Origin of the sequence: Pseudomonas sp. R28(2017) (genome assembly GCF_002112505.1) — a bacterium.
GTDB lineage: Bacteria > Pseudomonadota > Gammaproteobacteria > Pseudomonadales > Pseudomonadaceae > Aquipseudomonas.
Genome location: NZ_NEHW01000002.1, coordinates 36,137 through 58,521, shown reverse-complemented (window position 1 = coordinate 58,521; position 22,385 = coordinate 36,137). Strand labels below are relative to the sequence as shown.

Below are 22,385 nucleotides of genomic sequence, written 5' to 3'. Positions count from 1 at the left end.
TGCGGGCCGAAACAGCGCGGTGGCACCGGCCACAACCCGCAATGCCGGGCCCCGCCGCACAAGGAGTTGGCAATGCCCTCGCTCGATAGCCTGAACACCCTCAAGACCCTCCAGGTGGCTGACCGCACCTACCACTATTACAGCCTCGCCGAAGCCGGCCGGCAGCTGGGTGACCTGCAACACCTGCCCATGTCGCTCAAGGTGCTGCTGGAAAACCTGCTGCGCTGGGAAGACGGCGAGACCGTCGGCACCGATGACCTGCGCGCCCTCGCCGGCTGGCTACAGGAACGCCGTTCTGATCGCGAGATCCAGTACCGCCCGGCGCGCGTACTGATGCAGGATTTCACCGGCGTGCCGGCAGTGGTCGACCTGGCCGCGATGCGCGCCGCCATGGCCAAGGCCGGTGGCGACCCGCAGCGGATCAACCCGCTGTCGCCGGTGGACCTGGTGATCGACCACTCGGTGATGGTCGACCGCTACGCCACGCCAGAGGCCTTCAACGAGAACGTCGACATCGAGATGCAGCGCAACGGCGAGCGCTACGCCTTCCTGCGCTGGGGCCAGAGCGCCTTCGACAACTTCCGCGTGGTACCGCCGGGCACCGGCATCTGCCACCAGGTCAACCTGGAATACCTGGGGCGCACGGTATGGACCCGCGATGCCGATGGCCGCACCTACGCCTTCCCTGACACCCTGGTCGGCACCGACTCGCACACCACCATGATCAATGGCCTCGGCGTACTCGGCTGGGGCGTGGGTGGCATCGAGGCAGAAGCCGCCATGCTCGGCCAACCGGTGTCGATGCTGATCCCGGAAGTGATCGGCTTCAAGCTCACCGGCAAGCTGCGCGAAGGCATCACCGCCACCGACCTGGTGCTGACCGTGACGCAGATGCTGCGCAAGAAAGGCGTGGTGGGCAAATTCGTCGAGTTCTACGGCGACGGCCTGGCCGACCTGCCGCTGGCCGACCGTGCGACCATTGCCAACATGGCACCGGAATACGGCGCCACCTGTGGTTTCTTCCCGGTCGATGAGGTCACCCTCGACTACCTGCGCCTGTCCGGCCGCCCGGCCGAAACCGTGCAACTGGTGGAACAGTACTGCAAGGCCCAAGGCTTGTGGCGCCTGCCTGGGCAGGAGCCGTTGTTCAGCGATACCCTCGCGCTGGACATGGGCGAGGTCGAAGCCAGCCTGGCCGGGCCCAAGCGGCCCCAGGACAGAGTCGCGCTGGGCCAGGTCAGCCAGGCGTTCAACCACTTCATCGAACAGCAACCCAAGGTGCTGGCCAAGGAAGTCGGCCGCCTGGAAAGCGAAGGCGGTGGTGGCGTGGCCGTGGGCAATGCCGACCAGGCCGGCGAGATCGACTACAGCCACGGCGGCCAGACACACACTCTGCGCCATGGCGCCGTGGTGATCGCCGCGATCACCTCGTGCACCAACACCTCCAACCCCAGCGTGATGATGGCGGCCGGGCTGGTGGCGAAAAAGGCTTTGGAAAAGGGCCTGCAGCGCAAACCGTGGGTCAAGAGTTCGCTGGCGCCCGGTTCCAAGGTGGTCACCGACTACTACAAAGCCGCCGGGCTTACCCCCTACCTCGACCAGCTCGGCTTCGACCTCGTTGGCTACGGCTGTACCACCTGCATCGGCAACTCCGGCCCGCTGGATGAAGCCGTCGAAAAAGCCATCGGCAACGCCGACCTCACCGTGGCTTCGGTGCTGTCGGGCAACCGCAACTTCGAAGGCCGCGTGCACCCGCTGGTCAAGACCAACTGGTTGGCCTCGCCACCGCTGGTGGTGGCCTACGCCCTGGCCGGCAGCGTGCGGGTGGACCTGAACAAGGATGCCCTGGGCACTGGCAAGGACGGCCAACCGGTGTACCTGCGCGACATCTGGCCCACCCAGCAGGAAATTGCCGAAGCCGTCGCCAAGGTGGACACGGGCATGTTCCACAAGGAATACGCCGAGGTGTTCGCCGGCGATGCCCAATGGCAGGCCATCGAAGTGCCGCAGGCAGCGACTTACGTATGGCAGGATGATTCCACCTATATCCAGCACCCACCGTTCTTCGACGACATCGGCGGGCCGTTGCCCGTCATCGAGAACATCCAGGGCGCACGCATCCTCGCCCTGCTCGGCGATTCGGTGACCACCGACCATATCTCCCCGGCCGGCAACATCAAGGCCGACAGCCCGGCCGGGCGTTACCTGCGCGAGAAAGGCGTGGAACCACGCGATTTCAACTCCTATGGCTCACGGCGCGGCAACCATGAAGTGATGATGCGCGGCACGTTCGCCAACATCCGCATCCGCAACGAGATGCTTGCCGGCGAGGAAGGCGGCAACACGCTGTATGTGCCCACGGGCGAGAAACTGTCGATCTACGATGCGGCCATGCGTTACCAGGCCGAAGGCACACCGCTGGTGGTGATCGCCGGCCAGGAGTATGGCACCGGCTCCAGCCGCGACTGGGCGGCCAAGGGTACCAACCTGCTGGGGGTCAAGGCGGTGCTGGCGGAAAGCTTCGAGCGCATCCACCGCTCCAACCTGGTGGGCATGGGCGTGCTGCCGCTGCAGTTCAAGGCTGGCGACGACCGCAAGCAGCTGGGGTTGACCGGGAAGGAGCGGATCGATGTGTTGGGCTTGGCCGGTACCACGCTCAAACCGGGCATGAGCCTGCCGCTGCGTATCACGCGTGAAGATGGGCAACAGCAGCAGATCGAAGTGCTGTGCCGGATCGATACGCTCAATGAAGTGGAATACTTCAAGTCAGGCGGCATTTTGCACTACGTATTGCGGCAGATGATTCGCAACTGACACGCCATGTTCAACGCCAGCGCCATCAGGTACCGCTCCGGCGGTGCCTGATGCGCATGCCCACAAGAAAAGTCTGCCTTTACCAGTAGCACTTTAATGGCCGCTCAGTCATCATTGGCCCGAATTGTCACCTCATGGTCATAAACGTGGGCGTATAAACAGCATTCTCAGCACTGCCCCTCCTTCCCTTACTGCAATCGCAGTGATGGCCAATTGCTAAAGATCAAGTAAATTAAATATCCATTCAATAAAACCAGTGGCTTGCCGATACCAGTCGAAAGCCTTGCGGATTACTCAAGCCATGCGTAACAACCAGCCGATTACCCAAAGGGAACGGACCTTCCCTGCCCAACAACGGTTGATCTCCACCACCAATGCCAAGGGTGTGATCACCTACTGCAACGATGCCTTCATCGAGATCAGCGGTTTCAACCGTGAGGAGCTGATTGGCGCACCGCACAACCTGGTTCGCCACCCCGATGTGCCGACTGCGGTGTTCGCCCACATGTGGCAAACCCTCAAGCAAGGCTTGCCATGGATGGGCATCGTCAAGAACCGTTGCAAATCTGGCGACCACTATTGGGTAAACGCCTACGTCACCCCGATTTTCGAAAACAACCAGGTTGTCGGTTTCGAGTCGGTGCGGGTCAAGCCTACCGCCGAGCAGATCCGCCGCGCCGAAGCCCTGTACCAGCGCATCAACGACGGCAAGACCGCCATCCCGCGCCGTGACCGCTGGCTGCCGGTGCTGCAGGACTGGCTGCCGTTCATCCTGGTCAGCCAGGTTGGTTTCCTGATCGGCAACTGGCTCGGCCACTGGTGGGGCTTTGCGCTGGCCGCCGGCCTTTCGGTACCGCTCGGCCTGCTCGGCCTGGGCTGGCAGCAGCGAGGCCTCAAGCGCTTGCTGCGCCTGGCCGAACAGACCACCTCCGACCCGCTGATCGCGCAGATGTTCACCGACAGCCGTGGGGTGCAGGCACGCCTGGAGATGGCCATGCTCAGCCAGGACGCGCGCATGAAGACCTGCCTGACCCGCCTGCAGGACAGCGCCGAGCACCTCAGCGACCAGGCCCGCCAGTCCGATACCCTGGCCCACAAGAGCTCCTCGGGCCTGGAGCGGCAGCGGGTGGAGACCGAACAGGTCGCCGCCGCCGTCAACCAGATGGCTGCCACCACGCAAGAAGTGGCCAACCACGTGCAACGCACCGCTGACGCCACCCAGGAAGCCAACCGCCTGACCAGCCAGGGCCGACAGATTGCCGGTGAAACCCGCGATGCCATCGAGCGCCTGTCGACCGCCGTGGGCGAAACCGGCCAGACCGTGACCCAACTGGCCAGGGACAGCGACGAAATCGGTGGCGTGGTCGATGTGATCAAGGGCATTGCCGACCAGACCAACCTGCTGGCGCTCAACGCGGCCATCGAGGCGGCCCGTGCCGGTGAGATGGGCCGCGGTTTTGCCGTGGTCGCCGACGAAGTGCGCCAACTGGCCCAGCGCACCGCCGAATCGACCGGGCAGATTCACGGCCTGATCGCCAAGCTGCAACAGACGGCCAACAACGCCGTGCTGACCATGGAAGCGGGCCACCGCCAGGCCCAGGAAGGCGTGGACCGTGTCATGCAGGCCGACCAGGCACTGGTGGGGATCAGCGAAGCGGTGGCCAACATCACCGACATGGCGACCCAGATCGCCGCCGCCACCGAAGAGCAGACGGCGGTGGCCGACGAGATCAGCCGCAACATCAGCACCATCGCCGAACTGGCCGACCAGACAGCCGAGCAGGCGCAGCATTCGGCGCAGCTCAGCGAAGAGCTGACCAGCACTGCCGGCAGCCAGTATTCGCTGGTGGAGCGGTTCAACCGCTAGGCCGGTCGCCGCGCTGTAATGGCCCCATCACCCGCGTGCCGGCGATGAGGCCATTACAGGCTCCAAACTTACCAGTCCAGCGTCAGCTGGCTTTCGAAGTAGCGTTCCTCGCCGGTCAACGGGTCGGCAAATCGCAAGCGCTGCGCCAGCAGCTTCAAGGGCCGCTGATAGTCGTCTTCTTCCTTGAGCAACTCGGGGTAGAACGGGTCATTGCAGATTCCCGCTCCCAAGGCCGCCATGTGCACACGCAGCTGGTGCGTCTTGCCCGTGACAGGCGAAAGGCCGTAGCGCCACCACTCGCCATTCTTCTCCAACACTTCGGCGAAGGTCTCGCTGTTGGCCTCCCCTGCCACTTCATGCATGCGGAAAAACGGCTCGCCATGCACCAGGCGACTTTTGTGCACCAGCGGGAATGCATGTTGCGGCAAGGCGGCCGCGATGGCCTGGTAACGTTTGTCGATACGCCGCTCCGGGAACAAACGCTGATACGCGCTGCGCGTCTGGGGATTGGCGGAAAACAGCACCAACCCGGCGGTATGGCGGTCGATGCGATGCAACGGCACCAGATGAGGGTTGCCCAGGCGCCGGATCAGGCGACGCAACAGGGTTTGCTCGACGTATTCACCGGTTGGCGTCACCGGCAGAAAGTGCGGTTTGTCGGCCACCACCAGGTGCTCATCGAAATGCAGGATGGTCTCCAGTACCGGAATCGGCCGCTCGTTGGGCACTTCGCGAAAATAGTGGATGCGCATGCCGCGACGGTAGGGCAGATCGGCGGCAATCGCCCTGCCCTCGGCATCGAGCACCCGACCGCGTGCGAACCGGTCGAGCCACTGATCGCGCTCGATGGCCTTGAAATGATCGCACAGGCAATCGAGCACCGTGGTCCAGTTGCCGGGCGGCAGGCAGACCGTGCTGGCTTGCTGGTGGGCGGGGTCGAAAGGCGTGGTCATGGCAAGGCTCGAACAATCAAAGCCGGGCATTATCCCCCAAGCCCGACGCCTCAACCAGCCTCGACCACACCCTCGCTATGCGCCTTCAACCAGCGCAACACCTGCACGGCCTCCCAACGCCCAGGGTCATAGAGTGCGTAGACCAGCCCCTGATAGCCCACCACATCCAGCCCGCGGTGGTAACCGGCGCGCTGGAACAAGGCCTCGATTTCTGCAAAACAGGTATTGAAATGCACCTTGCCGAATGGCGTGCGGTCATCGGTGACCAGGCCCTCGAGGCGCAATTCCAGTACAGCGTCGTACACCCGCTCCACCGGCATACGGTTGACGCTGTACTTGAGTTGCTCGACGTTGAGCATGGGTTCACCTCGATACTGTATTTATATACAGCATACGAAGACTGACACAGCGCCGTCAATCAAAGCGAGCGTCACTGCAGGCCTGGCAGGTAGCCCGTCCCCTTGCGAATGGTCAGCACCTCACGGCGAGGCGCGGCCGCCGATACCGAAAGGTGTACCCAGCTGTCGAACTCCAGAATCAACTGGTCGAACGGCACGTCACTCTCGCTCACCCGTCGAACCACTTCACGATTGTTAACACCGAGAACCATGAAATCAGCAGCCAGCCCACTGATGTGCTGGCTGTTGCGCACCCCGCCAACGCGCGCATTCACTGCCGGGCTACGGTATCCGCTGCTGATGATGACAGGGCTGGCGAACAACGCCCGCACTTGCTCGAGCGCCTGGCAAAGCAGGCGCAGATTAGCCACCACCTCTGGCGAAGGGGTGTTGTCCAGCCCATCTCTTGCGGCCGTTTGCGAAGCGGTCAGTTCTTTCAAGGTGAAATGAGGTGTGATCTGCATGGAAAGGTTCTCGGTGACAATGCATGGGAGCCGAAGACTGTTCATCGGCTCGACATCATTGCCTCGGACAACCAGGTCATGCAGTCAGGTAATTCGTACCCCTGCCACTCAATTGGCGAGAAAGGCGACCACCTGTTCGGCATCGAATGGCCAGTGCAGTTCGGCCGAGGTATCGCCGCGGCGCAACACCGGAATGATCAAACCGTAGCGTTCGAACAGCGCCTCGTCATCGGCGATGTCGACCAGTTCGATCAGCAAGCCATGATCGACAAAGGGCATGAGCACGGCTTCGGCCACTTCGCACAAGTGGCACCCGACGGTGCCGAAGAGTTGGCATTCAGGCAGCATGGGGCAAGGCTCGATTTGGCTGTGGGAAGAAGCCTATTCTAGGTCCGTCCTGCCCCCTGTGCACCTGACCTCGCTCAATCCTGGCTGGTGGCCCCGATCCGGTGCAGCGACAGGTCCGCGCCCTGGAACTCCTGCTCATGGCTCAAGCGCAGGCCGTGCAACTGGCGAATCAGGCCATACACGGCAAAACCACCCACCAGTGCGACCACTACGCCTGCCAGGCTGCCCAGCAGCTGGCTGATCAGGCTGACGCCGCCCATGCCTCCCAGCAGCGTCTGGCCAAACACACCGCAGGCCACCCCACCCCACAGGCCGCACAAGCCGTGCAGCGGCCAGACACCGAGCACATCGTCGATCTTCCAGCGGTTCTGCGCAGCCGTGAAACTCCAGACGAACAGCACCCCGGCCACCAGGCCGGTGGCCAGTGCACCGATCGGGTGCATGAGGTCAGAGCCCGCGCAGATCGCCACCAGGCCGGCCAGCGGACCGTTGTGCAGGAAGCCCGGGTCGTTGCGCCCGGCCAACAAGGCCGCCAGGGTGCCGCCGACCATCGCCATCAGCGAGTTGATCGCCACCAGGCCGCTGACGCCCTGCAAGGTCTGGGCACTCATGACGTTGAAGCCGAACCAGCCGATGATCAGGATCCACGAGCCCAACGCCAGGAACGGAATGCTCGACGGTGCGAAAGCCACCAGGCGGCCGTCGCGATAGCGCCCGCGCCGCGCGCCCAGCAACAGGACCGCCGCCAGCGCCAGCCAGCCGCCCATGGCATGCACCACCACCGAGCCGGCAAAGTCGTGGAACGGCGCACCGAAGCGGGCCTGCAGCCAGGCCTGCGCGCCGAAGTTGCCATTCCACACCACGCCTTCGAAGAAGGGGTAGATGAACGCCACGATCAGTGCCGTGGCGCACAGCTGCGGCGCGAAGCGCGCACGTTCGGCGATACCCCCCGAGATGATCGCCGGAATCGCGGCAGCGAAAGTCAGCAGGAAGAAGCACTTGACCAGCGCATAGCCATGATCGGCCGCCAGTTGCGACGCAGGCTGCAGGAAATTCACGCCATAGGCGACCCAATAGCCGATGAAGAAATACACCAACGCCGAGATGGCGAAATCGCTGAGGATCTTCGACAGCGCATTGACCTGGTTCTTGTGGCGCACGGTGCCCACTTCGAGAAAGGCGAAGCCGGCGTGCATGGCGAGCACCAGAATGGCGCCCATGAGGATGAACAGGGTATTGGAGCCGTGGACGAGGGAGTCCATCGCGCTGTGCATGTTTTCCATGTAAGTGGCAGACCTGCTGAAAAAGCACCAGGACAGTTCAAGAACCTGCATCCCTGCACCGATTCGGTGCCAGCGTGTGCCCGGTTTTGCCGAACCGGGCGCGGCCTGCGTGGTTTTTTCTTGGGTTTGTCATGGATTGGGTTAAGGTTTATCGGTATCCGCCAGGTTCGACGCCCTGGTTCGGCGCACCGCCCGGGGTTACGCCCCGCGTTGTGGCAAGTCTCATTAGCAAGGCCCATACCAGCGCCGACAGTGAACCTTCCATACACCCGGTCACTCGAATGACCTACACACACTTGCACACCGACACAGGGAGAGCCCCATGGCCAGCAAATCGGCAAAGAATGCACAAGAGATATTGATGGCTGACTTCCAGGCCTTGGTCCGCGATACCGAGAAACTGCTGGCCGATACTGCCAACCTGGCAGGCGACCAGGCCGACGAGCTGCGCGAGCAGATCCACGACCGCCTGACCCAGGCCCGCGAAACCCTGCAGCTGACCCAGGACTCGGTGCGTGAGCGCGGCCAGGCAGCCCTCGGCAGCGCCGAACAGTACGTCCAGGAAAACCCCTGGCAGGCCATCGGAATTGCCGCAGGCGTCGGCTTGTTGATCGGCCTGCTGGCCAATCGGCGTTAAGGAGCTCCCATGGAGAATGACAGCATTGGCACCAGCGCCTCGGGCAAACGCCTGGGCGCGGCGCTGCTGGGGCTGCTGCACAGCCACATCGAACTGTTCGGCATCGAATTGCAGGAACAGAAAGCGCGCACCCTGAGCCTGCTGCTGTTCGCCGGCCTGGCCCTGGTGTTCGCGCTGCTGCTGCTGACGGCCTTGTCCGGCTTGCTGCTGGTGCTGCTGTGGGACAGCTATCGGCTGGCTGGGATCATCGGGCTGTGCATCTTCTATGGTTTGGCGGCGGTGTATTGCGGCCTGCGCCTGAAGGCTGCGGTGTTCGATGAGTCCTCACCGTTTGGTGCGACCCTCGAAGAACTGGCCAAGGATAGGGAGCGCCTGTTGCCATGAGCCTGCCTGAACTACCGAACACCCGTAACCCGCGGGAACTGCGCAAGGCGCTGCTGCGGCTGCGCCTGGAAATGCACCGCCAGGAGATCCGCCACGAGTCCGGGCAGTTGCTGCAACCCTTGCAGCGCCTGCGCGGCATGGGCAGCTCGCTGCATGACGGGTTGGGTATCAAGCATGCGCCATTGTGGGGCATCGGTGCCGTCGTGGCGCTTGGCTTCCTGACCGGCAAAGGCGTGCGCAGCGGTAACCTGAGCCGCCTGGTCCGGCTGGGCACCAGCCTGCTGCCGCTGGTGCGCCTCTACCTGCAAGGCAACCGGCGCCCTTGAGCGCCATTACCGGCCCGGATACCACAGGGCCGGTGTCACCCTGCCCCTTGCACGCCTGCCCACGACACCGGAAGCTATACCTTTCGATCGACAGGAGAACGCGCCTTGGACTGGCACACCCTGCTCACCCGCGAACGCCTCGGCAAAGCCCTCTACAGCGCCGAAGAACTGGGCCGCAGCCCTTTCCACAAAGACCATGACCGGATCATCTTCTCAGGGGCCTTTCGCCGCCTCGGGCGCAAGACCCAGGTCCATCCCGTTACCAGCAACGACCATATCCACACGCGCCTGACCCATTCCCTGGAAGTCAGCTGCGTTGGCCGCTCACTGGGCATGCGCGTCGGTGAAACCCTGCGCGCCAGCCTGCCTGAATGGTGCGAACCCAGCGATCTGGGCATGATCGTGCAATCGGCCTGCCTGGCTCACGACATCGGCAACCCGCCGTTCGGCCACTCCGGGGAAGATGCCATCCGCCACTGGTTCCAGCAGGCCGCCGGGCGTGGCTGGCTGGACGACATGAGTGACGACGAGCGCGCCGACTTCCTCAACTTCGAGGGCAACGCCCAAGGCTTTCGCGTGCTCACCCAGCTCGAGTACCACCAGTTCGATGGCGGCACCCGGCTGACCTACGCCACCTTGGGCACCTACCTCAAATACCCTTGGACTGCCCGGCATGCCGATGCCCTTGGGTACAAGAAGCACAAGTTCGGCTGCTACCAGAGCGAGCTGCCACTGCTCGAACAGATCGCCCGCAAGCTCGGCCTGCCGCTGCTCGAGGAACAGCGCTGGGCGCGCCATCCGCTGGTCTACCTGATGGAGGCGGCAGATGACATCTGCTACGCCCTGATCGACCTGGAAGACGGCCTGGAGATGGAGTTGCTGCACTACGCCGAAGTCGAAGCGCTGTTGCTCGACCTGGTCGGCGACGACTTGCCGGAAACCTATCGCCAGCTTGGCCCTGCCGACTCCCGGCGACGCAAACTGGCAATCCTGCGCGGCAAGGCCATCGAGCACCTGACCAACGCCGCTGCCCGCGCGTTCGTCGAACAGCAGCAGGCACTGTTGAGTGGGCACCTGAGCGGCGACCTGGTCGAGCACATGCATGGCCCGGCCAAGCGCTGCGTTTTGCAAGCCAAGGACATGGCGCGCAACAAGATTTTCCAGGACAAACGCAAGACACTCCACGAAATTGGCGCCTACACCACGCTGGAAATCCTCCTCAATACGTTCTGTGGGGCCGCCCTGGAACAGCACGGCGGGCGCGCCCCTTCGTTCAAGAGCCGGCGCGTGCTCGACCTGATCGGTAACAACGCCCCCAACCCGCACGACTCGCTGCACACGGCCTTCCTGCGCATGATCGATTTCATCGCCGGCATGACCGACAGCTATGCCAGCGAGATGGCCCGGGAAATGACCGGGCACTCGAGCCCGGTCTGAAGACATGGCGGCATCGCCCGGTGCAATACCGAGCGACGCCGCCCTCTTTCAGAAACCCATCAGAAATTTCCTACAAGCTCTGCCAACTGATTAAACACCCAATAAACAGACAAACGAAAAGCCACCCAATCACCTTTGCCAATGAAGTAAATGCTTACACTTCGTGGCTCAATTTGCATTAACCTGTAAGCCGTTTCCCATATATAGCGAATCTCCTCGCCGCGTATCCCCGATGACTTGCAACTGGGGTAAGGTGCCTCCTGCCTCCGTCATCCGCTGCAGGGAACTTGAACATGAATACTGTATTTATTGTCGATGACCATCCTGTCATCCGCCTTGCCGTCCGCATGTTGCTTGAAAACCAGAACTACAAGGTCGTGGGCGAATCGGACAACGGCGTGGATGCCATGCAGCTGATTCGTGAAACCCAGCCTGAACTGGTGATCCTGGACATCAGCATCCCCAGGCTTGACGGCCTGGAGGTGCTGTCGCGCTTCCAGGCCATGGCCCTGCCACTGAAGGTGCTGATCCTCACTGCACAGTCCCCGGCGCTGTTCGCCGTGCGCTGCATGCATTCAGGTGCAGCGGGTTATGTGTGCAAACAGGAAGACCTGAACGAACTGCTCAGTGCAATCAAGGCCGTTATCGCCGGATACAACTACTTCCCCAGCCAGGCCATTCACAATAACCACGAAACAGCGGACTCAGATTTGCGACTTTTCCGACTCGTTAACGATCGAGAACTGATGGTCCTGCAACTTTTCGCCCAAGGCCGCAGTAATCAGGAGATCGCCAAAGGCATGTTCCTCAGCAACAAGACGGTCAGTACCTACAAGAAGCGACTCATGCAGAAACTGCAGGCTGATTCTTTGGTCGACCTGATCGAAATGGCCAAACGCAACGCCCTGGTCTGAGGTCTTGATGGTGCAATGGACTACCTTCCTGCTCGTCATCCTGGCGCTGGGCTGCAACCGGGTGCAGGCCTCATCCCATGAAGCCATGCCCTATACCCTGCTGGCCCGTTCCTCGACGATGACGCTGAGCCCGACATTGACCGAAGAGCAACGGCAATGGCTGCAGGGCCGGCATGCCCTGGTCCTGGGCACCTCGGCGCCCGACTATCCGCCTTTCGACATCACCAGTGGTGGCCAGGTCTATCAGGGCCTCACCGCCGAATATGCCAGCCTGATCGGCAAGGCGTTGAACCTGCCGGTCCAGGTCGTGCGCTACCCCCACCGGCAAGCAGCCGTCCAGGCGCTTAAACGTGGCGACATCGACCTGCTCGGCAGCGCCAATGGTTACGAAGCGGCAACCGAGGACCTGGCACTTTCCCACCCCTATGCCGTCGATCAGCCTGTGCTGGTCACCCGGGAAGATGAACAGCGCCCTCTCAACGGAGGCCTGGCCGGCATGCGCCTGGGCATGCTCTACCATTACCTGCCCCAGGAGAATGTCCGTGCGGCCTACCCCAATGCCGAAGTGCTGGCATTCGGCTCCTCCACCCAGGCCCTCAACGCCGTGGCATTCGGCCAGGCCGACGTGTACATCGGCGACACCATTTCGACTCACTACCAACTCAATCGCGGGCACCTGCCACGCTTGCACATGGCCAGTTTCGGCCAGCACGAAAACGTCGGTTTCAGTTTTGCCATGCGCGCTCAGGACGTGCAGCTCATCACCCTGGTCAATGCCACCCTCGATCGCCAGTCCAGCGCCGTACGGGCCAGCATCTACAAACGCTGGAGCGCGGGCGCCGACCTGCTGCTGAGCGATCGAAAACTCCAGCTGACGCCCGAGGAAGAGCAGTGGCTGCGCAGCCACCCGATCATGCAGGTCGCCATCGACGAAACGGCGGCGCCACTTTCCTATTTCGATGGCAACGGCCATTTTCGCGGGATAACCGCTGACCTGCTCGACCTGATACGGCTGCGTACCGGCCTGCGCTTCGAGGTGCAACGGGCCAATGGCACCGCCGACATGCTTGCCCGCCTGGAAAACGGGCGGGTGAACATGATTGCCGCGCTTGCCAGCGACGGGATGGCCGTTGAAAATTTGCACCTGAGCCGGCCCTACCTCGAAAGCCCGCATGTGCTGGTCACCCGCGCTAAAGATGAACAGTTCGGTTCGCTGGAGCACCTGAGCGGCCAGCGCGTTGCCATCTCCCGTTACAGCAAGCTGGACGACTTGCTGACAACCCGCTTCCCACAGGTCAACTGGATCGAGACCGAGAGCCCCTATTATTCCGTGGCACTGCTTAAAAGTGGCGCCGTCGACGCCGTGATCACCCCCTTGATCGACGCCAATCATGCCTTGGCCGGCAACACCGACCTGATCATTCGCAGCACGGTGGGCAGCGAGCCGGCCGTCTTCGCCATGGCCACCAGCGAACAGGACATGCCGCTTGCCACGATCCTCGACAAGGCCCTGCTGAGTATTTCGCCGGAAGAGCTGGGGGTCATAAACAATCGCTGGCGCGGCTACGATGCCCATGAAGATGCCAGTTGGCCAGCCTTGCGCCGCCTGATCCTGCAAGTGCTGCTGGGCACTGGCGTGTTGCTGTTGCTGGCCCTGATCTGGAACGCCCACCTGCGGGGGCAGATCAAGCATCGCCAACGCGCCGAACGCGCGCTTAACGATCAGCTCGAGTTCATGGGTGCGCTGCTCAACGGCACCCCGCACCCGATGTATGTGCGCGACCGCGAGGGCCGCCTGCAAAGCTGCAACGCCAGCTACCTGGAGGCCGTCCAGTCCAGCCTGGAAGCAGTGATTGGCAGGCGCCTGGACGAGAGCCTGTTCGCCAGCGCCGAGAACACTCGCCAGATCCAGGCCGACTACCAGCAGGTGATGGCGGCGGGCGTGCCGCTGATCATCGACCGGCCTTTGCGCTTCAAGGACAGGCAGATGACCATCTACCACTGGATCCTGCCCTACCGTGATTCGCTGGGCGAAGTGCAAGGGATCATCGGCGGCTGGATCGACATCAGCGAACGCCGCAAGCTGGTGCAGGAACTGCGCGAAGCCAAGCGCCTGGCCGACGATGCAAACCGCGCCAAGAGCACCTTCCTTGCCACCATCAGCCACGAGATTCGCACGCCGATGAATGCAGTCATCGGCATGCTCGAACTGGCACTGAGGCGCGCCCTGCAGGGGCAAGCAGACCCCGCCTCGCTGGAAGTCGCCCACCACTCGGCCAGGGACCTGCTTGGCCTGATCGGCGACATCCTGGATATCGTGCGTATCGAATCCGGCCACCTGTCACTCAGCCCGGAAGCGGTCGACCCTGCCGCACTGGTCGAGTCGGTAGGCCGCGTGTTCGATGGCCAGGCCCGGCAGAAGAACCTGTCCCTGGTGGTCAACATCAGCCCCGCTGCCCGCTGCCATGCCTTGCTCGACCCACTGCGCTTCAAACAGATCCTGTCCAACCTTGTCAGCAACGCCATCAAGTTTACCGAGCAAGGGCAGATCCACGTCACGCTCGGCTTGCGCGACGAAGGCCCAGGCGTGCTGTCAACGCTGGAGCTCGAGGTGCGTGACAGTGGCATCGGCATTGATGACGATGATTTGCAGCGGCTGTTCAACCCGTTCGTCCAGGCCAACCCCCATAGCCAGGGCGCCCGCGCAGGTACCGGGCTGGGCCTGGCCATCTGCCGCAGCCTGTGCGAGATGATGGGGGGCAACCTGAGCATCAGGAGCCATCCGGGTTTTGGCACACAGGTTCGCCTGATGCTGCCGCTGGAGCGCGTCGATACCCCGGTGACACCCGCAGTGGACGTGGAAGAGGTAGAAGCGCCCGCTCCCGACCTGAAGGTGCTGGTCATCGACGATCACCCTGCCAACCTGATGCTGATGGCGCAGCAACTCAACTACCTGGGGTTAACCCATGCCAGCGCCAGCGATGGCCGCGAAGGCCTGGAAAAATGGCGTCACACGCCGTTTGACGTGTTGGTGCTCGATTGCAACATGCCACACATGAACGGCTACCAGGTTGCCACCGCCGTTCGTTGCGAAGAGCGCCAGAACGGGCGCCCGCGTTGCGTCATCCTGGGCTACACGGCGAACGCTCAACCGGAAGTCAGGCAGAAGTGCCTCAGCGCCGGCATGGACGATTGCCTGCTCAAGCCCATCAGCCTGCGTACGCTCAGCCAATGCCTGGCCAGGATCACACCCCGTCGGCAGCAGGTCATTACCCCCCCGCTCAACCTTGCGGGCCTGGCCAGCATCGTCGGCAACAACGCTGAAAACCGTGCCCGTTTTCTCACCGCCGTGCATGCAAGCCTGCAGGAAGACCTGGCACTGCTCATGGGCTTCGACCCCCTCCATCAGGCAGCCGAGATCCGCGAGCAGGCGCACAAGATCCTCAGCGCGGCACGGCTGCTGGAGGCAAAGGGCATGATGAAGGCCTGCGCGGCCCTGGAGGAGCAACATCAGCCTGCGGCCTGCATCAAGCTGCAGCGGCAGGCTCTGGCACGGCATATGCGCCGGGCGGAGAAAGCGCTGGCCAGGGAACTGGCCAGGGCTTGAGCGAGCGGCGCCCGTGCCGGGCGCCGTTCATGCACGCATCAGGAAGCCGGGTTGATCGGCTTTTCCGGATACCAGGCGTCCAGCAGCGGGCTGACTTCGATGTTGGTCAGTTCACTGCGGCCTTTGAGCCAGGCTTCGACAGTGGCGCGCTGCTCTTCGCTGACCGAGCCGCGGTTGGCCAGGCAGACCAGGCCGAAATCATCGCCGCCGACGTAGTCCAGGCCGTTGGCATCCATGGCTTCTGCCAGGAAGGCGTCGAGGAAGGCATCGATGGCTTCGTCGGACAGGTCTTCCTTGAAACCCAGGTTCAGTTCGAAACCCAGCTCCTGGAATTCATCAACGCACAGTTTCTTGCGCAGACGACGGGAACGGTTGGTAGCCATGAAACAATCCTCTTGAGTAATAACGCGCGGCACTTTACCAGTTTCCGCGCTACAAAGGCGCTTTTCCGTCGAACGTGGCCCATGAACGCTGCGCTTGGGGCATAATGCGCTCTATATTTCGTCCTGGGGTGATCATCTCTTACAGCCCCATAGTCTTTTTCCCTCGTCCGCAGGGTATTTAAACCATATGATCAAAAAGCTCCGCCCCCTCGTTCTCGCCGGCCTGCTGCTGCCGCTCGCAATGCCCAGCCAGGCTGCCACCGTCAATACCACCCTGCCGCCGAAAGTCCAGCAGGCGCTCAAGGCCAACAAGCTGCAAGACAGCGCACTGTCGCTGGTCATGCTGCCGCTGAACGGCCCAGGCGCGGCCACCGTGTTCAATGGCGATGTATCGGTCAACCCGGCCTCGACCATGAAGCTGGTCACCACCTACGCCGCCCTCGAACTGCTCGGCCCGACCTTCCAGTGGAAAACCGAGTTCTACACCGATGGCACCCTGAGCAACGGCGTGCTCAACGGCAACCTGTACCTCAAGGGCGGCGGCGACCCCAAGCTGAACATGGAAAAGCTCTGGCTGCTGATGCGTGACCTGCGCGCCAATGGCGTACGCACCGTCACCGGCGACCTGGTGCTGGACCGCAGCCACTTCGTGCAACCCAACCTGCCGCAGTTCGACGATGACGGCGGCGACGTCAACAAGCCGTTCCTGGTCAAGCCCGACTCGCTGATGATCAACCTCAAGGCCCTGCGCTTCGTTGCCCGCAACGATGGCGGCAAGGTCACCGTTGCAGTCGAACCACCGATCGCCAGCATCCACATCGACAACCAGGTCAAGGCCGTGGCCTCCAAGCAGTGCAGCGGCGACGTGCGCTACAACCCGGTGCAGCAGGCCGACGGCATCAGCGTGACCGTCACCGGCCAGCTGGGCGACGGCTGCAACTCGCAGACCTACCTGTCGTTGCTTGACCACCCGACCTACGCCGCTGGCGCCGTGCGGGCGATCTGGAACGAGCTGGGTGGCAGCATCCAGGGCCGCGACCGTTTTGAAAACGTGCCGAAGAGTGCACGCCTGCTGGCCCGGGCCTTCTCGCCCGACCTGGTGGAAGTGATCCGCGACATCAACAAGTACAGCAACAACACCATGGCCCAGCAGCTGTTCCTGAGCCTGGGTGCACAGTTCCGCACCGACGCCGATGGCGACGATGCCCGTGCCGCGCAACGCGTGGTGCGCCAGTGGCTGGCGAAGAAAGGCATCACCGCACCGCACCTGGTGATGGAGAACGGCTCCGGCCTGTCGCGCGCCGAGCGGGTCAGCACCCGCGAGATGGCAGCACTGCTGCAGGCCGCGTGGAACAGCCCCTACTCGGCCGAGTTCATCAGCTCGATGCCGCTGGTAGGCATGGACGGCACCATGCGCAAGCGCCTCAAGCGCACCGCCATGACCGGTGAAGGGCACATCAAGACCGGCACTCTGAACACCGTGCGGGCGATCGCCGGCTTCAGCCGCGACAGCAACGGCAACACCTGGGCGGTGGCGGCGATCCTCAACGATCCGAAGCCTTGGGGTGCCTCGCAGGTGCTCGACCAGGTGCTGCTCGACCTGTATCGCCAGCCGAAGCTGAACAACAGCACAACCGCTGCTGCACCTTGATACGCCTTTAGCCTGTACTGGCCTCTTCGCGGGCAAGTCGGGGCGCCGAACCGCCGCTCCCACATGTACATCACAAAGCCTGAGGTCTGTGGTTTACCTGTGGGAGCGGCGGTTCGGCGCCCCGACTTGCCCGCGAAGAGGCCGGTACAGGCAATGAAAACCTCAGGTCAACTCTGACTCGACCCTGTCCCTGCCTGCCTGCTTGGCCGCGTAAACCCCGGCATCCGCACGCAGCAGCAAGGCATCCGCCCCCTCCCCCAGCCGCCACCCGGCCACACCAAAGCTCGCGGTCACCTTGCCCACCCCCTCGACCGGCACACCGCGCACCCCTTGCCACAGCTCCATGGCCAGCATCCGCGCCTGCTCGGCATTGCTGCCCGGGCACAGCACCATGAACTCCTCGCCGCCCAACCGACAGAACACATCGGTGCGGCGCAAACGCTGACCGATCCGTTGGCACAGGCTACGCAATACGTGGTCACCCACGGCATGGCCAAACTGATCGTTGATGCGCTTGAAATGGTCAATGTCGAGCATGATCACCGCCAGGTCCAGCCCATCACGCTGAGCGCGGTCCAGTTCGACCTTGAGCCGATCCTGGAAATAACGGCGGTTATGAATACCGGTCAGCGCATCGGTCACCGACAGGGCACGCAACTCCTCCTCCACCCCTTTGAGGTCTGAGATATCGGTGAGGTAGCCGTGCCACAGCGTGCAACCGCCCTCGCCGGGCTCCGGTGTGGCTTCGCCACGCACCCAGCGCAACCCGGCACGCGGCAGGCACACCCGGTACTCTTCGCGCCACGGCGACAGGTGTTCGGCGGAATAACGCACCGACCGGCGCACGCGCTCCAGGTCATCGGGGTGAATGCGCTCGAACACCACCGTGGCATCCTCGCGCAACAGCTGCAAATCGACCTCGTAGATGTCGAACAGCCCCTGGCTGGCATAGGGGAAGCAGGAATGGCCATCGGCATCCAGCTGGTATTGATAGATCCCGCCAGGCACTTCCGCGCTGAGCTTTTCCAGCAAGCGGTCACGCAGGGCCAACGCCTCGTGCACACGGCGCCGCTCGGTGACATCGATGCAGATCGCCAGGTAGCCGACCCACAGCCCCTGCTCGTCGAGCACGGCGGTCACCAACATGTTGGCCAGCAAATGGCTGCCATCCTTGCGCACCAAGGTCCACTCACCCGGCTCGCCACCACTGTCCTGAATGGTCTCGGCAAACATCGCCTGGCCACCGGCGATGTGCCGTCCGTAGCGCAGGCTCAAGGCATGGGCGCGCTGGCTGAGCTCTTCAGGCATCACCAGGTCTTCCAGCTGCAGGTGCCCGATGGCTTCATTGGCCGCATAGCCCAGCATGCGTTCGGCACCGGCGTTGAAGGTGCTGATCTCGCCTTTTAGGCTGGTCGCGATGATGGCCACCTGGGTTGCGGCGTCCAGCACGCTGCGCAGCTGGTTGTGGGTATCGCGCAGCGACTGCTCGCTGACCCGCAGCTGCGCTGTGCGCTGCTCGACCAGGGTCAAGGCACGCTGGCGCTGGCTGAACAGGCTGTAGAGCAACGCGCTCAGCAACAGGCTCAGCAGCCCGCCGAGAAACCCCACGGCCAGGGCGGCGGCGGATTGGTTGGCCTGCAGGAAGGCCTGACTCGGGCGGATGTCGAGCTGGAAATGGTGGTCGGCCAGGTGCAGCAACTGCGTACTGACCAAGGCCAGCGCCGCCACCGGGTTCTGCGAATCGAACAGCACTTCATGGCCGTCGCGCCCGCTCGGGTCGATGATGCGCACCACCAGGTTGTCATCCGTGGCGACGGGCAGGCCTTCAGTGATCAGCTGACGCATGTTCAGCAAGGCCATGACATACCCCGCTGGCGGGCCATCCGGCCGTGCATCGGAGAACACCGGTGCGACCATCAGCAGGCCACGGCTGAGATCGGGCGCGACGCTGAGCATGTCCAGCGGCTCGGAAACCGCCATGCTGCCTGGCTGCAGTGCCCGCACCAAGGTCTGCTCGCGGGCCGGCTGGCTGCGCAGATCGAGCCCGTAGGGCTGCCCCTGCATCATGTCGGCCTGGGTGTAGAGCACCGGGTAGTAATGGTCGCGCCGTGGCGAAGGGTGCCAGTTACCTGCGCCATCCAGCTCGCGGATCAGGTAGTCCTGCCCCAGCCAGGCACTGGCCTGGCGCTCGAACTCGCGCCGCTGCCCGGCCTCGACACGCGGCGCCCAGGAATAGGCCTGGGTCCGCTGCAGCAGGGGGCGGGCGTAGCCATCGAATTCGCCCGGGGTGATTTCGCTGGAATAGCTGAAGAAGCGCCGCAAGCCATCCAGGCGTTGCTCCTGGTCGTCGAAACGCTCGGCAATGCGGCTATGGCGCTCGCTGGCCAGCAGCTCGAAGCGCTGGCGCAACTGCTGCTTGTAGAATGCCTGGGCGGCCAGCGCCAGGGCAGCCGACAGCAGGGCGCCGGCCACCAACGCCACCAGCGCCACCGCCCAGGCAGCCATCGCCTCGCTGCACAGGCCCAGCACCTTCGCACGCACGCCCCACTTCGACATAGATCGATCTCATCACGTCAGCGTCCTGCGAATTCTCTGGCCCTGTGCTGAGTTATAGCTATTGGCCATTAGGCGCGCAATGTGCCTCGTCGAATTAACGCAACTGCAGGCGCCAGGCGCGGTGGATGCGGTTGTTGCGGGCGAAATCCGGGTCCAGCGTCTGAGCAGTGATTTCTTCGACCGCGTAGCGCGTGCTCACATGCTCATCGAGCTGGAACTTGCGGAAGTTGTTGGAGAAATACAGCACGCCACCGGGTGCCAGGCGGGCCATGGCCAGGTCGAGCAATTGCACATGGTCACGCTGCACGTCGAACACCCCTTCCATGCGCTTGGAGTTGGAGAAGGTCGGCGGGTCGATGAAGATCAGGTCGTAACTGTCGCGGTTGCCTTCCAGCCAGGCCATGACATCGCCCTGCTCCAGGCGGTTACGCTCGGAGAAGCCGTTCAGCGACAGGTTGCGCCGCGCCCAGTCCAGGTAGGTCTTCGACAGGTCGACACTGGTGGTGCTGCGCGCACCGCCCTTGGCCGCGTGCACGGTGGCCGTGGCGGTGTAGCAGAACAGGTTGAGGAAGCGCTTGCCATTGGCCTCGCGCTGAATGCGCATGCGCATCGGGCGGTGATCGAGGAACAGCCCGGTGTCGAGGTAGTCGGTGAGGTTGACCAGCAGCTTCACGCCGCCTTCATTGACCTCCTGGAAACGCCCTTCGGTGGCCTGGCGCTCGTACTGGCGGGTGCCGCTCTGGCGCTCGCGGCGCTTGAGTACCACCCGTTGCGGGTCGATGTTCAGTGCCTGGGGGATCGCCGCCAGGGCATCGAGCAGGCGCGCCTGTGCCTTGTCCGGGTCGATCGAGCGGGGGGCTGCGTACTCCTGCACGTGCACCCAGTCCTGGTAGAGGTCGACCGCCAGGGCATACTCAGGCATGTCGGCATCGTACAGGCGGTAGCAGTCGACCTGCTCACGGCGGGCCCACTTGCCCAACTGCTTGAGGTTCTTCTGCAGGCGGTTGGCGAACATTTGCGCGCCTTCCGACAGGCGTGCCGGCTCACTGGCAACCGCCGCAGGGCGGCGCGCCTCGCCCTGCTCGGCCTGGGCCTCGCGGCGCTCGCCGGTGACGAACTGGTCAGGCTGGACCTTGAACAGCAGCAACTTGCACGGCAAGGCGCCGTTCCAGAAGGCATATTGCTTGTGGCTGCGAATGCCCATGCGCTTGCCCAGCTCCGGCGCGCCGGTGAACACCGCCGCTTCCCAGCCCATGCAGGCCTGGCGCAGGCGTTCGCCAAAGTTCTGGTAGAGGTACAACAGGCTGGCTTCGTCACCCAGGCGCTCGCCGTACGGCGGGTTGCTGATGACCAGGCCTTTCTGGTTCTGGTCCGGGCGCGGCTCGAAGGTGCTGACCTCACCCTGGTAGATCTTCACCCAGTCGCCCAGGCCTGCACGCTCGACGTTGTTGCGCCCCGGCTGGATCAGCCGCGGGTCGGCTTCATAGCCGCGAATCCACAGGGGTGGCTTGGCCATGCCGGCTTGCGCGCGGGCCAGGCCCTCTTCGTGGACCTTGCGCCAGGTGGCCGGCACATGGCCGAGCCAGGCACTGAAGCCCCAGCGCTCACGCTTGAGGTTGGGCGCGATGTCGGCGGCGATCATGGCCGCCTCCACCAGGAAGGTACCGACACCGCACATCGGGTCGGCCAACGCACCGCCTTCGGCGGCGATGCGCGGCCAGCCGGCGCGGATCAGCACCGCTGCCGCGAGGTTTTCCTTCAGCGGCGCAGCGCCTTGCTGCAAGCGGTAGCCACGCTGGTGCAGGCTGTGCCCGGACAGGTCGAGGGACAGGATCGCCTCGCCACGGTCCAGGCGCAGGTGCACGCGCACATCCGGGTCGACCTTTTCCACCGACGGGCGCAGGCCTTCACGGTTGCGCAGCTTGTCGACGATCGCGTCCTTGACCTTGAGCGCACCGAAATGGGTGTTGTCGATGCCCGAACCGTGGCCACTGAATTCCACGGCCAGGGTGCCGTCAGCGGCCAGGTGGTCGGCCCAGTCGACGGCGTGCACGCCATCGTAGAGGTCGTCGGCGTTCTTCATCGAGAAGCGCTTGAGCACCAGCAACACACGGTTGGCCAAGCGCGACCAGAGGCACAGGCGGTAGGCGGTTTCCATGTCGGCGGCGCCGCGGATGGCCGAGGTGTGCTCACGCACTTCATCGAGGCCGAGGCCTCGGGCCTCTTCGGCAAGCAGGCCTTCCAGGCCTTTGGGGCAGGTGAGATAGAGTTCGAAACGGTCCGACATGAGAATTCCAGCGCCTTGGGCTATGTAAGTGACAAGGCGACGCATCGCCGTGCCGATGTTTGCCCGAACGCCCTTC

The 22,385-nt window shown here is 63.5% G+C and carries 17 protein-coding genes; 9 read left to right on the top strand and 8 right to left on the bottom strand.

Going from position 1 to position 22,385, the window contains the following annotated elements; translation table 11 throughout:
* Positions 1-72: 72 nt before the first annotated feature.
* Together acnA and CAF78_RS03030 are read left to right on the top strand one after the other, a co-directional pair.
* Positions 73-2,814 carry an aconitate hydratase AcnA gene (gene acnA / locus CAF78_RS03035; RefSeq protein WP_085674866.1) on the top strand — a complete coding sequence of 914 codons (2,742 nt, stop codon included), beginning with the start codon at positions 73-75 and terminating at the stop codon, positions 2,812-2,814.
* Between the two features lie 301 nt (positions 2,815-3,115).
* Positions 3,116-4,681: a PAS domain-containing methyl-accepting chemotaxis protein gene (locus CAF78_RS03030; RefSeq protein ID WP_085674867.1), complete on the top strand. Its 1,566-nt coding sequence runs from the start codon at positions 3,116-3,118 to the stop codon at positions 4,679-4,681.
* Between the two features lie 68 nt (positions 4,682-4,749).
* Here CAF78_RS03030 and CAF78_RS03025 read toward each other — a convergent pair whose 3' ends face one another.
* From CAF78_RS03025 to CAF78_RS03005, 5 genes are all read right to left on the bottom strand, one after another.
* A complete protein-coding gene (locus CAF78_RS03025; RefSeq protein ID WP_085674868.1) occupies positions 4,750-5,634 on the bottom strand; it encodes a pseudouridine synthase in 885 nt (294 codons plus the stop codon).
* 50 nt (positions 5,635-5,684) lie between these two features.
* The gene (locus CAF78_RS03020) at positions 5,685-5,993 is read right to left on the bottom strand and encodes a transcriptional regulator (protein WP_085674869.1); all 309 of its coding nucleotides are present in this window, start codon (positions 5,991-5,993) and stop codon (positions 5,685-5,687) included.
* 71 nt (positions 5,994-6,064) lie between these two features.
* Complete coding sequence (locus tag CAF78_RS03015) at positions 6,065-6,496, bottom strand: D-Ala-D-Ala carboxypeptidase family metallohydrolase (protein WP_085674870.1); 432 nt, start codon at positions 6,494-6,496, stop codon at positions 6,065-6,067.
* A gap of 108 nt (positions 6,497-6,604) precedes the next feature.
* Positions 6,605-6,844 carry a glutaredoxin family protein gene (locus CAF78_RS03010; protein ID WP_085674871.1) on the bottom strand — a complete coding sequence of 80 codons (240 nt, stop codon included), beginning with the start codon at positions 6,842-6,844 and terminating at the stop codon, positions 6,605-6,607.
* A gap of 74 nt (positions 6,845-6,918) precedes the next feature.
* A complete protein-coding gene (locus CAF78_RS03005) occupies positions 6,919-8,127 on the bottom strand; it encodes an ammonium transporter (RefSeq protein WP_085674872.1) in 1,209 nt (402 codons plus the stop codon).
* Between the two features lie 322 nt (positions 8,128-8,449).
* On the opposite strand from CAF78_RS03005, the gene CAF78_RS03000 reads away from it, so the two are divergent.
* The 6 genes from CAF78_RS03000 (at position 8,450) to CAF78_RS02975 (ending at position 15,432) form a co-directional block, all read left to right on the top strand.
* Positions 8,450-8,764: a YqjD family protein gene (locus CAF78_RS03000; RefSeq protein ID WP_085674873.1), complete on the top strand. Its 315-nt coding sequence runs from the start codon at positions 8,450-8,452 to the stop codon at positions 8,762-8,764.
* Between the two features lie 9 nt (positions 8,765-8,773).
* A complete protein-coding gene (locus tag CAF78_RS02995; RefSeq protein WP_085674874.1) occupies positions 8,774-9,148 on the top strand; it encodes a phage holin family protein in 375 nt (124 codons plus the stop codon).
* Positions 9,145-9,474, top strand: a complete 330-nt coding sequence (locus CAF78_RS02990; protein ID WP_085674876.1) for a hypothetical protein — start codon at positions 9,145-9,147, stop codon at positions 9,472-9,474. The genes CAF78_RS02995 and CAF78_RS02990 overlap by 4 nt, the downstream gene beginning before the upstream one ends.
* Before the next feature lie 105 nt (positions 9,475-9,579).
* On the top strand, positions 9,580-10,911 hold the full coding sequence (locus CAF78_RS02985; protein WP_085674878.1) for a deoxyguanosinetriphosphate triphosphohydrolase: 1,332 nt from the start codon (positions 9,580-9,582) through the stop codon (positions 10,909-10,911).
* Positions 10,912-11,204: 293 nt separating this feature from the next.
* Positions 11,205-11,825 (top strand): response regulator transcription factor, encoded by a 621-nt coding sequence (locus CAF78_RS02980; RefSeq protein ID WP_085674880.1) that lies wholly within the window; start codon positions 11,205-11,207, stop codon positions 11,823-11,825.
* Positions 11,826-11,832: 7 nt separating this feature from the next.
* On the top strand, positions 11,833-15,432 hold the full coding sequence (locus CAF78_RS02975; RefSeq protein WP_085674882.1) for an ATP-binding protein: 3,600 nt from the start codon (positions 11,833-11,835) through the stop codon (positions 15,430-15,432).
* Positions 15,433-15,470: 38 nt separating this feature from the next.
* On the opposite strand, the gene CAF78_RS02970 is transcribed toward CAF78_RS02975, so the two are convergent.
* Positions 15,471-15,815, bottom strand: a complete 345-nt coding sequence (locus CAF78_RS02970; RefSeq protein WP_085674884.1) for a YggL family protein — start codon at positions 15,813-15,815, stop codon at positions 15,471-15,473.
* A gap of 187 nt (positions 15,816-16,002) precedes the next feature.
* On the opposite strand from CAF78_RS02970, the gene dacB reads away from it, so the two are divergent.
* Positions 16,003-17,466: a D-alanyl-D-alanine carboxypeptidase/D-alanyl-D-alanine-endopeptidase gene (gene dacB / locus CAF78_RS02965; protein WP_085674886.1), complete on the top strand. Its 1,464-nt coding sequence runs from the start codon at positions 16,003-16,005 to the stop codon at positions 17,464-17,466.
* Between the two features lie 162 nt (positions 17,467-17,628).
* Here the strand turns inward: dacB and CAF78_RS02960 are convergent, their stop codons facing one another.
* Both CAF78_RS02960 and rlmKL read right to left on the bottom strand, forming a co-directional pair.
* Positions 17,629-20,022, bottom strand: a complete 2,394-nt coding sequence (locus CAF78_RS02960) for a diguanylate cyclase (RefSeq protein ID WP_085674888.1) — start codon at positions 20,020-20,022, stop codon at positions 17,629-17,631.
* Between the two features lie 94 nt (positions 20,023-20,116).
* Positions 20,117-22,309: a bifunctional 23S rRNA (guanine(2069)-N(7))-methyltransferase RlmK/23S rRNA (guanine(2445)-N(2))-methyltransferase RlmL gene (gene rlmKL, locus CAF78_RS02955; RefSeq protein ID WP_085674890.1), complete on the bottom strand. Its 2,193-nt coding sequence runs from the start codon at positions 22,307-22,309 to the stop codon at positions 20,117-20,119.
* Between the last annotated feature and the right edge of the window lie 76 nt (positions 22,310-22,385).